General features: G+C 31.2%; 16 protein-coding genes and 1 tRNA gene. 9 read left to right on the top strand and 8 right to left on the bottom strand.

Annotation, left to right across the window (positions count from 1 at the left end; translation table 11 throughout):
- Positions 1–28 precede the first annotated feature (28 nt).
- Positions 29–937 (bottom strand): site-specific tyrosine recombinase XerD, encoded by a 909-nt coding sequence (xerD, locus tag HUE53_RS02125; protein ID WP_014165071.1) that lies wholly within the window; start codon positions 935–937, stop codon positions 29–31.
- A 75-nt stretch (positions 938–1012) separates the two neighbouring features.
- Positions 1013–1717: a hypothetical protein gene (locus HUE53_RS02120; RefSeq protein ID WP_097609609.1), complete on the bottom strand. Its 705-nt coding sequence runs from the start codon at positions 1715–1717 to the stop codon at positions 1013–1015.
- 155 nt (positions 1718–1872) lie between these two features.
- Between HUE53_RS02120 and HUE53_RS02115 the strand changes: the two genes are divergently transcribed.
- Both HUE53_RS02115 and aroQ read left to right on the top strand, forming a co-directional pair.
- On the top strand, positions 1873–2412 hold the full coding sequence (locus HUE53_RS02115; protein WP_014165073.1) for a porin family protein: 540 nt from the start codon (positions 1873–1875) through the stop codon (positions 2410–2412).
- Positions 2413–2481: 69 nt separating this feature from the next.
- Positions 2482–2919 (top strand): type II 3-dehydroquinate dehydratase, encoded by a 438-nt coding sequence (gene aroQ / locus HUE53_RS02110; protein WP_014165074.1) that lies wholly within the window; start codon positions 2482–2484, stop codon positions 2917–2919.
- Positions 2920–2988: 69 nt separating this feature from the next.
- Here the strand turns inward: aroQ and HUE53_RS02105 are convergent, their stop codons facing one another.
- From HUE53_RS02105 to HUE53_RS02090, 4 genes are all read right to left on the bottom strand, one after another.
- On the bottom strand, positions 2989–3756 hold the full coding sequence (locus HUE53_RS02105) for a sulfite exporter TauE/SafE family protein (RefSeq protein ID WP_065213160.1): 768 nt from the start codon (positions 3754–3756) through the stop codon (positions 2989–2991).
- Between the two features lie 126 nt (positions 3757–3882).
- Positions 3883–5193 (bottom strand): UDP-N-acetylglucosamine 1-carboxyvinyltransferase, encoded by a 1311-nt coding sequence (murA, locus tag HUE53_RS02100; RefSeq protein ID WP_014165076.1) that lies wholly within the window; start codon positions 5191–5193, stop codon positions 3883–3885.
- A 34-nt stretch (positions 5194–5227) separates the two neighbouring features.
- A complete protein-coding gene (locus tag HUE53_RS02095; protein ID WP_014165077.1) occupies positions 5228–5950 on the bottom strand; it encodes a DUF4290 domain-containing protein in 723 nt (240 codons plus the stop codon).
- A gap of 1 nt (position 5951) precedes the next feature.
- A complete protein-coding gene (locus HUE53_RS02090) occupies positions 5952–6239 on the bottom strand; it encodes a DUF493 family protein (protein ID WP_014165078.1) in 288 nt (95 codons plus the stop codon).
- 435 nt (positions 6240–6674) lie between these two features.
- On the opposite strand from HUE53_RS02090, the gene HUE53_RS02085 reads away from it, so the two are divergent.
- The 5 genes from HUE53_RS02085 (at position 6675) to HUE53_RS02065 (ending at position 11231) form a co-directional block, all read left to right on the top strand.
- Positions 6675–7220 (top strand): AAA family ATPase, encoded by a 546-nt coding sequence (locus HUE53_RS02085; RefSeq protein WP_014165079.1) that lies wholly within the window; start codon positions 6675–6677, stop codon positions 7218–7220.
- 44 nt (positions 7221–7264) lie between these two features.
- A complete protein-coding gene (locus HUE53_RS02080; RefSeq protein WP_065213162.1) occupies positions 7265–9157 on the top strand; it encodes a RecQ family ATP-dependent DNA helicase in 1893 nt (630 codons plus the stop codon).
- Positions 9157–10107 (top strand): methionyl-tRNA formyltransferase, encoded by a 951-nt coding sequence (gene fmt / locus HUE53_RS02075; protein ID WP_014165081.1) that lies wholly within the window; start codon positions 9157–9159, stop codon positions 10105–10107. Before HUE53_RS02080 ends, fmt begins: the two co-directional genes overlap by 1 nt.
- Before the next feature lie 172 nt (positions 10108–10279).
- Positions 10280–10555: an HU family DNA-binding protein gene (locus HUE53_RS02070; protein ID WP_014165082.1), complete on the top strand. Its 276-nt coding sequence runs from the start codon at positions 10280–10282 to the stop codon at positions 10553–10555.
- Between the two features lie 115 nt (positions 10556–10670).
- Entirely contained in the window at positions 10671–11231 is a 561-nt protein-coding gene (locus HUE53_RS02065) for a YqgE/AlgH family protein (protein ID WP_014165083.1), read from the top strand.
- Here the strand turns inward: HUE53_RS02065 and HUE53_RS02060 are convergent.
- Both HUE53_RS02060 and HUE53_RS02055 read right to left on the bottom strand, forming a co-directional pair.
- Complete coding sequence (locus tag HUE53_RS02060) at positions 11228–12040, bottom strand: aminotransferase class IV (RefSeq protein ID WP_014165084.1); 813 nt, start codon at positions 12038–12040, stop codon at positions 11228–11230. The two genes, HUE53_RS02065 and HUE53_RS02060, sit on opposite strands and share 4 nt — an antisense overlap.
- Positions 12041–12084: 44 nt before the next feature.
- Complete coding sequence (locus tag HUE53_RS02055) at positions 12085–12477, bottom strand: START-like domain-containing protein (RefSeq protein WP_014165085.1); 393 nt, start codon at positions 12475–12477, stop codon at positions 12085–12087.
- Positions 12478–12788: 311 nt separating this feature from the next.
- Between HUE53_RS02055 and HUE53_RS02050 the strand changes: the two genes are divergently transcribed.
- Both HUE53_RS02050 and HUE53_RS02045 read left to right on the top strand, forming a co-directional pair.
- Positions 12789–12862: transfer RNA gene (locus HUE53_RS02050), tRNA-Met, on the top strand.
- A 620-nt stretch (positions 12863–13482) separates the two neighbouring features.
- Positions 13483–14982, top strand: a complete 1500-nt coding sequence (locus HUE53_RS02045; protein WP_014165086.1) for a sensor histidine kinase — start codon at positions 13483–13485, stop codon at positions 14980–14982.
- Positions 14983–15002: the final 20 nt, after the last annotated feature.

Raw genomic sequence — 15002 nt, 5'->3', positions numbered from 1 at the left:
GATACAAGGAACACCTTTTTTGTTTGAACTAAATATGATTTTTGTTTCTAGGATGGTATTTGTGAAGAACTTGATTCAGATGGGTGCGATCTAGGTGCATATAGATTTCTGTGGTAGTAATGCTTTCGTGTCCTAACATCATTTGAATAGATCGGAGGTCAGCGCCATTTTCTAATAAATGAGTAGCAAATGAATGTCTAAAAGTGTGTGGGCTGATTGTTTTGTTTAAGTTTATTTTCTTTGCCAAATTTTTGATGATTGTAAAAATCATAGCGCGAGTAAGTTGTTTTCCTCTTCTATTAAGGAATAAAGTATCTTCATCTCCTTTTTGAATTTTAATATGGCAGCGAATCTGATTTACGTAAATAGTAATGTATTTTTGAGTGAGTTCATTTATAGGAACAAAACGTTGTTTGTTTCCTTTTCCTGTTATTTTTATAAATCCCTCTTCAAAAAACAAATCTGAAATTTTCAAAGCAGTTAGTTCAGAAACTCGAAGACCGCAACTATAAAGTGTTTCTAATATGGCTCGATTGCGTTCGCCTTCAGAAGTAGAAAGGTCAATGGCATTGATTAAATGATCTATGTTTTCAATACTAAGTACATCGGGTAGTTTTCTTCCTAATTTTGGGCTTTCTATTAGTTCTAAAGGATTGTCTTGTCGGTAGTTTTCAAAAATAAGATAACCAAAAAAACTTTTTAATCCTGAAATTAAACGGGCTTGGCTTCTTGCGTTGATGTTATTGGCGGTATGATATATGAAATCTTGAATGATTTCTTCTTTAATATTTAAGGGAGAGTAGTTTAGATTGTAATGTGTAAGGTAGTGTATTAGCTTTTCTATATCCATTGTGTAATTTTCAATAGAATTTTTAGAAAGAGCTCTTTCGAGTTTTAAATAATGTTGGTAATCTTTTAAAAGGTTTTGCCAATTCATAAGACTAGGTTCTTATTTATAAAATAAAACCTCGGATGATTCCGAGGTTTTGTTTTTATTGATTTCGTTTTAATATTAGAATTGGAAACCTAATTTTAAACCACCAATTGCGTTAGTGTATGTGTTTGAAACTTTTCCTTCTCCAGTTTTTGTTACTGTAGTTGTGTTTCCAGCTACTGTTGTAGTTTCAACAGCATCTTGTGTTCCAGAATTGTAACCTAATCCAACTTCTACTCCAAGGTATAATTTTTTAGTGAAATAATAATCAGCACCTACTGTAGCTCTAACACCAAAAGTAGAAGAGCCAGTTCCATTTACTCCAAGAGCGTTAACTGCACCAACTATCGTTGTAGAGTTATTATTGTTTGATTGAGTCATTTTGTACTCTGCTCCTGTAAAACCAAAAACGATATCAGCTCCTACATAAGTTGATAAACGATCTGTTCCTGCAAAATGCTTTTCAGCTCCTAATGTGATAACTCTGTTCGTTGTTCTAGCAACTTCAGTTATTGTAAATTCTAAAGGAGTATTTTGGTTTCTGATAGAGTTCTCTTCTCTTTTATTGCTACCTAAACCTAAACCAGCTCTAACAGCTAAATCATCTTTTATAAAATATCTAAATTTAGCAGCTCCACCAATAGCGTCAAATTTAGTATCTAAAATACCTCCTGTAACACCTACTTCTGTCGTTAAAGTACCCTTAACAGGTTTGAAAGATTCTTGTGCACTAGCAAAACCGAAAGCAAAAACTGCAGCAGCAGTTAATAAAAATTTTTTCATTTTAGTTAATTTAATTTTTTTTGCAAATCTATGAAAAAATAAATGTAATTTGCAAATTATAAATGTACGAAATTACATTAAAAATAGATCGTGTTGATTTTTATGTATGAAGGGGTGTGAATTGCAAGGATGGTTTAATTTAATATTATTGATATATGAAAAAAGAATCACTTTTAGTATTACTTTTGTTATCTATTACGTTTGTAACAAAAGCACAATTGGTAACGTTAGGGCTAAAGATGGGGGCAAATTATGCTAATTTTAAAAGTACTACTTTACAAACAAAAGCATTAACAAGTTATCATGCAGGTTTAATTGCTCAAATTAAAGTTTTAGAAGGTTTTAGTCTACAACCAGAATTATTATATTCTACACAAGGAGCAACTTATGATTACGCTTTTCAAGAGTTTAAATCAGAGTTAGGATATGTTTCATTACCTCTTATGGCTAAAATAGATTTAGGAAAAACGTTAAGTTTAGAATTAGGACCTCAGTTTTCATGGTTAGCTTCTAAAAAGGTTAATTGGCAAACAGATGTAAAAACACTTGATTTTAGTGCTAATGCAGGATTAGGTGTTAAACTTACAGACCGTTTATTTATTCAAGGAAGATATGTTTTAGGTCTGACCGAAATTGGAAAGAATGTGGATATTAAAAATAGTGTAGGACAGCTTTCATTAGGAGTATTGTTTTAATATGATATAATAAATAAAATAAGCCATTCTATTAAGAATGGTTTTTTTATTTTTACAAAAACAGAATAAATGAAAATATATATTATAAACGGACCTAATCTGAATTTGTTAGGACGTAGAGAACCAGAAATTTATGGAAATGTAACTTTTGAAGATTTTTTCAAAGAGTTAAAAGTTCTTTTTCCTTCTATTGAGTTGTCTTATTTTCAAAGTAATATAGAAGGGGAGCTTGTAGATAAGTTACAAGAAATTGGTTTTTCTTATGATGGTATTATATTAAATGCGGGAGCTTATACCCACACGTCTATAGCTATAGGTGATTGTATAAAAGCAATTGCTGCTCCGGTTATAGAAGTTCATATATCGAATACCTTTTCAAGGGAGGAATTTCGTCATCAGTCCTATATTTCACCGAATGCTAAAGGAGTAATTTTAGGTTTTGGATTACAGAGTTATCAACTGGCTTTGCAAAGTTTTATTAGTATCAATGCCAATGACTTTGTTTGAGGTATTTTATAAAACAAACAAACATTTGAGTTGATATTTACGGTTTAATGGCATTGTTTAAAATAAAAATTATTTTACAAATATATCATAACTTAATCGGATTAGTGTGCCAATAACGACAACTAAAAAGAAAATTCGTATGAATTGATTTCCTTTTTTTATGGCTAACTTGGCACCTAACCATCCTCCTAAACCATTACAAATAGCCATAGGAATTGCTAGGATCCAAATAATTTTGCCTTTTAAGATAAATAGACTTAAAGAGCCAATGTTAGAAGCTATATTTACTAATTTAGCATGTGCAGATGCGTGTAAAAAATCGAGACCTAAAATTACAATAAAAGAAACAATAAGAAAACTTCCAGTACCCGGTCCTATAAAACCATCATAGAATCCTATAAAGCTACTAATTACACAACCGATAAAAAGAAAATTATTTTCTGAAATATTTTTAGGGTGATGATTGCCAAAGTCCTTTTTTATAAAGGTATAAATGGCTAAAAGTATTAAGATAAAAAACAACAATGGCTTCATGAATTGATTACTAACCAATGTAAGCAAATAAGAACCGAAAAAGGCACTGATGCAAGAAAAAAGAGCCATAATTAATAGCGATTTCCACTGCATACGAACATTTTTCAGGTAATGTACTGCGGCAATAGAAGTTCCTGTAATTGCAGGTACTTTTAAAGATCCTATTAGATTTGAAATAGCAAGATTAGGAAGGAGTATCAGTGCTAAAGGAGTTTGTATTAGTCCTCCGCCTCCAGCAATAGCATCAATAAATCCAGCAAGAAAAGAAGCGATACAAAGGGAAATAATAATATAGATTTCCAAAACTAATTTGTGATTATTTGATTTATGTATTTAGATTCAACAGACTGTCTAAAAAGGGTAGTTTATTACTTCTCCATAGGTTGAAATGAATAAAACGCTTTTTGAACAGTCTGTATTTACTGTATATTATGCGCGTATGATGTTTGCACCTAATGCTCTTAAGCGCTCATCAATGCGTTCATAGCCTCGGTCAATTTGTTCTATGTTTTGAATGGTACTAGTCCCTTTAGCTGTTAACGCTGCAATTAGCAAAGAAATACCCGCTCTAATATCTGGAGAACTCATGGTTGTTGCTTTTAATTGAGATTGGAAATTGTGCCCCATAACAACAGCTCTATGAGGATCGCATAACATTATTTTAGCTCCCATATCAATTAGCTTATCAACAAAGAATAAGCGGCTCTCAAACATTTTTTGATGAATTAGCACGTCGCCTTTTGCTTGAGTAGCTACAACTAATATAATACTTAATAAGTCAGGAGTAAAACCTGGCCATGGAGCATCGGATATTGTTAATATAGAGCCATCAATATCTGTTTTGATTTCATATCCATCTGTATGAGCAGGGATGTAAATATCATCTTCTTTTTTTTCAATAGTAATGCCTAGTTTTCTAAATACATTAGGAATAATACCCAGATTTTCCCAACTTACATTTTTTATTGTAATTTCACTTCTGGTCATTGCGGCAAGTCCTATCCAAGAACCTATTTCAATCATATCAGGTAAAATACGGTGTTCACAGCCGCCTAATGATTCTACTCCTTCTATTGTTAATAAATTTGAACCAATACCACTTATTTTAGCACCCATTGCATTTAGCATTTTACATAATTGTTGTAGGTAGGGTTCGCAAGCAGCGTTGTATATTGTGGTAGTGCCTTCTGCTAATACAGCGGCCATTACAATGTTTGCCGTTCCTGTAACAGAAGCTTCGTCTAGTAGCATATAAGTTCCTTTAAGCCTTCCGTCTATTTCTACTCCATAAAAATGATCTGCTCTTTCATATCTAAACTTTGCTCCTAGGTTTATAAAGCCTTCAAAGTGAGTGTCTAAACGACGACGGCCAATTTTATCTCCTCCTGGTTTTGGAATATAACCACAACCAAAACGAGCTAATAAAGGACCAATAATCATAATAGAACCACGAAGGCTGCCTCCTTCTTTTTTGAAAGTTTCAGTTTTTAAATAATTGATGTTTACTTCGTCTGCTTGAAAGGTGTAGTCGCCAGGGCCATTTTTTTGAATTTTAACGCCTAAATTCCCTAATAAAGAAATTAGTTTATTAACATCAATAATGTCAGGGATGTTGGTTATTCGTACTTTTTCAGAGGTTAAAAGTACTGGGCATAAAACTTGTAGTGCTTCATTTTTAGCGCCTTGTGGTTGAACGTTTCCTTTAAGAGGTTTCCCTCCTTCAATTTTAAAAGTTCCCATGTTTTGAGTTATAGGTTATGGAGCTGTCGGGCTCTTAGTTATTTTTTTTAAAAGGTCTTTTTTGTTGAATGTTTTTCTGATTTTTATGTTTACCATTGTTATTACTAATGCTGTTATTGCTTTGCATTTTGTTAGAAGTCCTTTTATTGGTACGCATTAAATCATGAGTATTGGATAGCTCCTCAGTAGTAGAAGAAAGATTTATTTTTCCGTCTGATAATTCGTAGAGATGCTCAAATATAACCGCATCAGTTACGGTATCTTTATTCCAACTTAAATAACTTTTTTTCATGTGATTTGCAATCACGCGTATTAAAGCATTTTTAAGATCGCCATCTTCCCATTCGTTTGCTTTATCTATCATATAGGTAATGTTATTACCATAAAAGCGGTATTTTGGGAAGTTTTGAGGGTAAGGCAATGGAGCTGCTTTCATATTGATCACTTCACGAGTAGGGATTGGGTAAGGGGAATCTACATCTAATAGGAAATCCGACATGATAAACAATTGATCCCAAAGCTTGTGTTGGAAATCAGGGACATCGCGCAAATGAGGGTTCATTCCTCCCATGACTCCTATAATGTATTTTGCCAGTTTATTGCGTTCCTCTCGATTTTCAATCGTAATCGCTTGACTAATCAAGTTATGAAGGTGGCGCCCATATTCAGGTATAGCAAGTGATTTTCTTTCAGAGTTATACTCTAGAAAATGAATTGCTTCTAAAACTTGATCGGTATTAAATTTTGTACTACTCATTCTATAATGAAATTATCCCTTCGATAGTTGATACTTCTTGGTATTTTTTTATGATTTCTTCTGCATTGGGCATTATTACATCAACCGATATACTGGTAAATGTTCCATTCTTTGATTGACGAGTATCTATTACAGCTCCCATACAATCAAAAGCTTTTTCTACGGCACTTATTTTGTTAGTGTCAGTAGGTACTATAAATTTATATAAATATTTTGAAGGCCAAACCTTATTTACAGCATTTAATTCCTCTTTTAATCGAATATAAAATTCAGTGGTTTTCTTATCCATCTTCTACATTATAAATATAGGCAAATATAAGCTTTTTAATGGTTTTTTTGAAAGTTGAATTTTTACTTTGTGTTTTATTGTTTTTTTAAGGGAATAGACCATATTGTCTAAAATAAAAAAACAATAAATAAAAAGCAACTGTAAGAAAACGAAACTTATACCATTTAAACTTTGAATTTTCTTTTTAAAAATAGTACATCTATAAAAGCAACAAAAATTAGCGTTGCTTCTCGATGCGCTTCGCGCTCGAACTAACGATGATTTCAATTATATAACTCAACCGTCTGTTCGAGTTGTTTAAAAAAAGCGTATTGAGAACTTTACTTTTTAACCCAGTATATTTTAAGCTTAAATGGTATTAGTTTGTATAAGCGTTGTTTTTCATTTTTAAAAAAGAAATAGTTTGATTAAGTTTGCGTTCTTGAAATTGATGTTTTGAAAAGAGGAATTGTTGTAATTACAGGAGGACCTGGTACAGGTAAAACTACTATTATCAATAGCTTAGTTGAAAAAGGATATGTTTGCTATCCAGAGATTTCGCGTGAGGTGACTTTAGAAGCTAAAAAACAAGGAGTTGAGCAGTTGTTTTTGACAGAGCCATTGTTGTTTAGTCAAATGTTGTTGGATGGACGTATTAAACAGTATGAGAATGCGCGAAATGAAGAAAACCATTTAGTTTTTATTGATCGAGGGATGCCCGATGTATTAGCTTATATGGATTTTATAGGCGATGAATACCCTGAGCATTTTGATGCTCAATGCCATGAAATGCGTTATGATACGGTTTTTGTTTTACCTCCTTGGGAAGACATCTATGTAAGCGATGAAGCACGTTATGAAAATTTTGAGCAAGCAAAGATAATTTATGAGCATTTAAAACTTACTTACCAGAAATATGGCTATCAATTAATTGAAGTTCCTACAGGGACAGTAGAAAAGCGAGTAGATTTTATTTGTAATCAACTTAAAGTAATTGGATAAGTTTGTTAAAGTTATTACTTTAGCCTTATTTAAATAATTAACTTTTGCAAAAAACATTAGAAATTCTTCAAAAATATTGGGGATATGATAGTTTTAGACCTGTTCAAGATGAGGTTGTTCAGTCAGTTCTAGAGGGTCATGATACGTTTGCACTTCTTCCAACAGGAGGAGGCAAGTCATTGTGTTTTCAGGTTCCAGCAATGATTAGTGGAGGGCTGTGTTTAGTTGTGTCTCCTTTGGTAGCCTTGATGAAAGACCAGGTGGGGCAACTTCAGAAGAGAGGTATTAAGGCAATAGCTTTAACAGGAGGAACTCATGCAGATGAGCTTATACAGCTGTTGGATAACTGTCAGTTTGGTAATTATCATTTTTTATATTTATCTCCAGAGAGATTAGAACAAGATTGGGTATTAGAACGAATTAAAAGTTTACCAATTCATCTAATAGCAGTAGATGAAGCACATTGTGTTTCTCAATGGGGATACGATTTTAGACCTTCGTATTTAAAAATCAATACATTAAAAAAAGCTTTTCCTAAAGTTCCTTTTATTGCGCTTACAGCATCTGCAACTCCCGAAGTTCAACAAGATATATTGCTGAATTTAGGATTGATTAATCCTAAGATTTTTAAAAAATCGTTTTCACGAGATAATTTGAGCTACCATGTTATAAAATCAGAAGATAAACTTTATAAAATCAAGCAAATTTTACTCAAAAACCCAGAACCTTCTATCATATATGTTAGGAATAGGAAATTATGTTTAGATTATGCAAATCAATTAAATTCTCTTGGGTTTAGTGCAACTTATTACCATGGCGGTTTATTGCCTAAGGATAAGGAAAAAAATATGGAATCATGGATGAATGAAAGTCGTTTGATTATGGTTGCAACAAATGCTTTTGGGATGGGTATTGATAAACCCAATGTAAAGACCGTAATACATGTAAACCTTCCTGAAAACCTAGAAAGTTATTATCAAGAAGCAGGCAGGGCGGGTAGAGCAGGCCAAAAGGCTTTTGCTATTATGATTGCGTCTTATAATGATATTATTCATGCTCAAGAACAGTTTGTTACTGTTTTGCCAGACGTAGTTTTTTTGAAAGAAATTTATAAGAAATTGTGTAATTATTTTCAAATTCCCTACGGAGAAGGGATTAATGAAGAATTTACTTTTAGTTTAAATCGTTTTTGTACACATTATAATTTTCCTATTTTAAAAACCTTTAATGCGTTACAATTTTTGGATAGACAAGGAATTATCTCGCTTTCAAATGAACAGTCCGAAAAAGTACAACTTCAGTTTATAGTAGAATCAAAAGAAGTAATACGTTATATAAGTTTTCATCCTGATGAAGAAGCTATTATAACAACTATTTTAAGAAATTATCCAGGGATTTTTGAAATTCAAACCAATATCAATACTTCTTTTGTGGCAAAACAGGCGTTTTGTAAAGAAGAAAAGGTTTTCAACTTATTGCAAAAACTGAAAGAACAAAATATGGTTCATTTATTAATTATTCAAAATGAATCTAAAATAACTTTTTTAGAAGTAAGAGAAGATGATCGTACGATAAATAGAATAGCAAAATATTTAGAAAAACAAAATCTAATAAAGAAAAGTCAATTAGCAGCAGTTGTAGCTTATGTAAACGACCAAAACCAATGCAAAAGTAAATTGATACTTACTTATTTCGGGGAAATTGGAGTTGCAGACTGCGGAAGTTGTTCCTATTGCTTAAAAAAAAACAAGAAAATCTATAACAAAGAACATCTGACAGAAGAATTACTTAAAATATTAAAAACAGAGAAATTAAGTTCTCGAGAAATCTTAGAAAAAATAAATATAGAAGAGAAAATCCTTTTTGAAATCTTAAAGGAAATGTTAGAGTACAATATGATCGAGTTAGATCATAAAAATCAATTTATTCTTAAATAATGAAATCATTGCGAATTGTTTTTATGGGAACGCCAGAATTTGCTGTAGGAATTTTGGATGCCATAGTCAAAGAAAATAAATACGAAGTAGTAGGAGTTATTACAGCTCCAGATAAACCCGCAGGAAGAGGGCAAAAAATTAAATATTCAGCTGTTAAAGAATACGCTCTAGAAAAAGAATTACGTTTATTGCAGCCAACAAATCTCAAAGACGAGAGTTTCTTACAAGAGTTAAAATCCTTAGAGGCTAATTTACAAGTTGTCGTCGCTTTTCGCATGTTGCCCGCAGTTGTTTGGAAAATGCCAGAATTAGGAACCTTTAACCTTCATGCTTCGTTGCTGCCCGAATACCGTGGTGCCGCACCTATTAATTGGGCGATTATTAATGGAGAGACTAAAACAGGTGTGACTACCTTTTTTATAGATGATAAGATTGATACAGGAGCTATGATTTTGAGTAAAGAAATGCCTATTTTGCCAGATGAAAATGCTGGACAATTGCATGATCGTTTAATGAGTTTAGGTTGTGAAGCAGTTGTGGAAACCTTAGAGAAAATAGCAAATGCTAATGTGGTTACTGTTTTACAAAAAGATTCACCAGAAATAAAAACAGCGTATAAATTAGATCGAGAGAACTGTAAAGTTAATTTTAATAAAGGTTTAGATGCGGTTTATAATCAAATTCGTGGTTTAGCGCCTTATCCTGCCGCCTATTGTACTTTTGTAGATCAAGAGGAGCAATGGAGTGTTAAATTGTATGAGGTAGAAAAAGAAATAATGACACATGAATTAGCAATAGGAAAAGTAGAACATACCAAAAAAGAAATTCGAGTGGCTTTAGAAGGAGGTTTTTTAAAAATTAAGTCTTTACAATTTCCAGGTAAGAAAAGAATGAATGCTCAAGAATTACTAAATGGAATGCGTTTTACAGAATATTTAAAAGTAGAATAACTTACATTAAAATCAGTATTTTCTCTCAAAAAATATTTTTTACGTAGTTTTAAAACGGTTTTTGTCGCAAAAATAAATAAAAAAGAGTTAAAAATGTTGTGCGGTAACGAAATCCTACTAAATTTGTGGGGCTTAGAATTAATATTAACCTATCAATTAATAACTAATTATTATGAACAAATCAGATTTAATCGATGCTATGGCTGCTGATGCAGGAATTACTAAAGCTGCTGCAAAGGCTGCATTAGAGTCATTTTTAAGTAATGTTGAAGGAACTTTAAGTAAAGGTGGTAAAGTTGCTTTAGTAGGATTCGGATCATGGTCAGTATCTACAAGAGCGGCTAGAGAAGGAAGAAATCCCCAAACAGGGAACACTATTAAAATTGAAGCTAAAAACGTAGTAAAATTTAAAGCAGGTGCAGAATTAGAAGGAGCTGTTAATAAATAATAGTTTTATAATATTATATAAAAAGCCACGACTTTACGTGGCTTTTTTATTTTTTTATAATTATTTTTTGTTTATAATTATTTTATTTGTTAAATTTAGTTACAAAAGAATAGATATGGTAGTAATTAAACCACAAAAAGGACATTTGTTAATAGCCGAACCCTCTATTATAGGAGACTTATCTTTTAACAGATCGGTGGTTTTGTTAGCAGATCATAATGAAGAGGGGTCTATAGGGTTTATTTTGAATAAACCATTGAATTATACTATTAAGGATTTGATTCCAGAAATATCAGCTTCGTTTAAAATATACAATGGAGGACCTGTTGAGCAAGATAATTTGTATTTTATACATAATGTGCCACATTTAATATCAGGAAGTGTGGAAATCGCCTCTGGAATTTATTGGGGTGGTGATTTTCAACAAACGAAAGAATTGATAAATAACGAAAAAATCAATAAAAATAATATACGTTTTTTCTTAGGTTATTCAGGCTGGGATGCAGAGCAATTGCAAAACGAATTAGAGTCTCATTCTTGGATTATTTCTGAAAATGATTTGAGTAACAATATAATAGGGAAATCATCGTCTAATTTTTGGAGAGAAAAAATAATAGAACAAGGAGGAGAGTATTTAGTTTGGTCAAACGCTCCCGAAAACCCTATTTATAATTAAAACAATCTTATCTTTGTGTTTAATTTTAAAACCAATAACTCGGATGTGCTTGTTTGATACTCTTTTTTACGATATCTAGTTATAGGTTGTATTCCCCTAATTACGTTGCTTATGAATAACTCATCCGCTTTTTGTAATTCAAAAGGAGATATAGGTCTTTCTTCTACTTTTAACGTTTCTATGTTTTGAGCGATTAGAAGTAATTGTTTTCTCATGATTCCATTGATACAGCCTTCAGAAAGAGGAGGAGTCGTTAAAATGCCATCTTTAATCATGAAAATATTGCCGTTTAGAGCTTCAATTATGTTTTTTTCATGGTTTAATAACAGGCAATTATCAAGGTTGTTTTCGTTAGCATAAATGCTTCCCGTTGTATTTATCGTTCTGTTAGTACTTTTGATGGTTGATAAAAGTTGTTTTGTAATTACAAAATCCTTGTAAATATCTACCTCGTAAGGAAGGCTCGAGATTGTATATATAGTATTTTCTAAAGGAGTGGCTGTTGAAAAATAATCCACTTCATTGGTTTGAGGAAGATATAATCCACCATTTTTTCTAAAGACATTAAAACGAACGCGAGCAGAACTCTCTATTTTTAAGTTTCTTGCCGCTTCTAATATTTGATTTTCAAAGTATTCTAAAGTGAAATTTATAGGAATTTCCATTCGTAAAATTCGCATAGAAGCCATCAATCTAAAATAATGATCTTCTGAAAAAAGTACCTTATTGTCTAGTACTTTTAAAGTTTCAAAAACAGCATCTCCGTATAAAAAAGCCCTATTATCCTGTAATGTTAAAAATCTGTCCATAAAAAATCCCGATAAATCGGGACAAAGATAAGTTTTATTCTTTTTTAAATAGATCCTAAAACGTGTTTTAGATCAGAAATTTGATTTTCCCAAAGCATCTTGGCTTCTGATAGATCATCTTCCTCGGCAAAATCAACTACCATTAGAGAAACATCTTTTGTAATATCATCTTCTAGTATTCTAAGTTCAAAATAATACTCTGTGTCTTTGTTTTCTTCGTCAACCCATTTGAACTTTATTTTTTCACCTGTTTTTTTAGAGAAAATACGTGCTTTTTCCTCTGAATCATCCCATTTAAAAGTAAAGAAATCGCCTCTTGAATTAACATTGTTAGCAAACCATTCTTGTAATCCAGATGGCGTAGAAATATACTGATATAATAACTGAGGAGAGGAATGTATAGGGAACTCTAATTCGTATCGTATTTTATTGTTCATAATGATTTTTTTTTGGAAATATAGATAATATGAGTTAGTAAAACAAGTAAAATGTTTTTTTTATTTATCTTTTTATCTTGGAATGTTGATTGCGTATTTGTTTGTTGTTTATGAAATAGAGGATATTTCTAATTGGAGTTCTAATAAGATTACTTTTAAAAGAAAAAAAATTTTTAAATCGTTGTTTTTTAGTGTTTTATATTTTTTGTTTGAAAAAAAGTAAAAAAAAATAAGAAAAAAGTTTGCGTAACTTGAATTTAGTTGTAAATTTGCACTCGCATTCGGGAAGGATGTTACCAACAGAAAAAAATGGCGAGGTAGCTCAGTTGGTTAGAGCGCAGGATTCATAACCCTGAGGTCACGGGTTCAACTCCCGTCTTCGCTACTCAATCCCCAAAAACTCTAATATATAAAGAGTTTTGGGGATTTTTACTTAAAATCTGTGTCAAATCTATGGCAAGAAGCGGATAAAGGATCAAGTCAAAGTCTGTAGACTTGATTGATTTCATTGTACAATTAGTTAATCTAAAAAGAAAACTTGTATTTCGGACTCCTCTAAATTTTACTTTTAAATTTTTTCTTTTCATTAAAGATTCTTTGTGATGTTTTATTGCTTTTTAGGAGATAGCAAATTTTATTTCTGTTGAAAAAATGAACATTGTTTTATGATGATTTATTACAGTTTGTTTATTGTATTAAAAGATTCATAGATGCAGAGTGATATTAAAAAGTTTTATAAAACGAATTTTTTATGTTAATAACATAAAGTGTGTTTTTTATTTTTTATTTGGTTGTTAAAAAAAATAAGATAGTATTGTTTTAAGAGTAAGCTGGTATAATTTTTAAGTTGATTAGTCGTTAATTAAAGTTGTATTATCTAAAAAAAAATAGTATTTTTTTATCTTATTAAGTTTAATGTAAAGTTGTACTTATCTGTTTTGCACGGAATAAAAGTATATTTGTCGATGTTTTTGTTTAATATTATTTTTAAAAGTAGAATCCAAAATGCAATTAGGGCTGTCAGATCATTTTTTTTTAAACAAAATAATTTCCAATCAATCGTTGCTGTTTTTTCAGTTTTCTATAAATCTGGATGGTTGTTTAACAGTAGATTATTTGCAAGGACCTTATTATGATTTTTTTGAATCAGATATCGAAATGTTTAAGAGTGAGCCTTTGCTTATTTTTAGGAAAGTAGTATTGCCGATAGATAAATCTAAGGTTTTAAATTCTATAGAAAAAAGTAGAAAAAACTTAGAGAATTTAGAGCTAGACTTTAGGGTTGTATTATCTAAAGGCCTTAAGTGGTATAAAATGGCTGTTACTGTTGAAAAAGAAAAAGATAAAGTTTCTTTTTTTGGAGTAATGACGGATATTACGGGGCAAAAAAAGATAGAAGAAGAGAATAAAATTATTGAATTAAGAAGTCAATTTGCTAATCAAGCCTCAGAAATAGGAGTGTGGGATTGGAATTTGGTTACGAATGAAGTTTATTATTCGGCTCAATCGCTTAAGATTCTAGAGATACATGAAGGAGATTTGGGGGTGATTTCAAATCCTGAAAAGTGGGATAAGTTAGTTCATCCAGACGATAAAGAAATTTATTTTAATAATATAAAAGATCATTTCGAAGGTAAAATACCTCATTATGAAACCTATCATCGTGTTTTGTGTAATGGAGTTTATAAATGGATTTTGGATAGAGGAAAGGTTATAGAACGAGACGATTCTGGGAAGCCTTTGAGGATTATTGGAACGCATACAGATGTTACCGCTCAAAAAGAAAAAGAACAAAAGCTTCGAGAAACTTTTGATGTCGTAAATAATCAAAAAGGGAAATTAATGAATTTTGCGCATATTGTTTCGCATAATTTAAAGAGTCATACCGAAAACTTTTATATGTTACTATCCTTTTATAAAAATGGATATGTTTCTACAGAAGAGGTTATTGAAAGCTTGCAAATCGTGTATAACGAATTAAAAGAAACTATAGATAATTTAGTAGACTTAGTGGGGGTTCAGGCAGAAGTTATTAATGAAAAACAAAAAAACAACCTAAAGAATTATATAGAAAAAACTTTATCTGTTTTAAAAGAAATGATTCAAGCTAAGGATATTGTTGTGAATCTGGAAGTTGATGAAAAAATTGAAGTTTCTTTTATTCCTGCTTATCTTGAAAGTGTAATTCTTAATTTGACGACTAATGCAGTTAAATATTCAGATCCTGCTAAAAAAGATAATTTTATTTCGTATTATTTAAAATCAGAATTAGATGATAATGCAGAATATGATGTTTTATGTGTTGAAGATAATGGGATAGGAATTGATCTAGAAAAATATCAAGAGGCTGTTTTTGGACCTTATAAGACGTTTCATAAGAAGCGAGAATCTACAGGAATTGGTTTGTATATAGCTAAAAATCAAGTAGAGGCTATGGGGGGGAAAATTAGTGTAATTAGTAAATTGGGTGTAGGTTCTGTTTTTAAAGTTTATTTTAAGAGGTAATTTTGTTTAGATTTTGAGTT

Origin of the sequence: Flavobacterium columnare, from assembly GCF_014844295.1 — a bacterium.
In the GTDB taxonomy this organism is placed as follows: Bacteria; Bacteroidota; Bacteroidia; order Flavobacteriales; family Flavobacteriaceae; genus Flavobacterium; species Flavobacterium columnare.
This window is presented reverse-complemented; position numbering and strand designations above follow the sequence as displayed.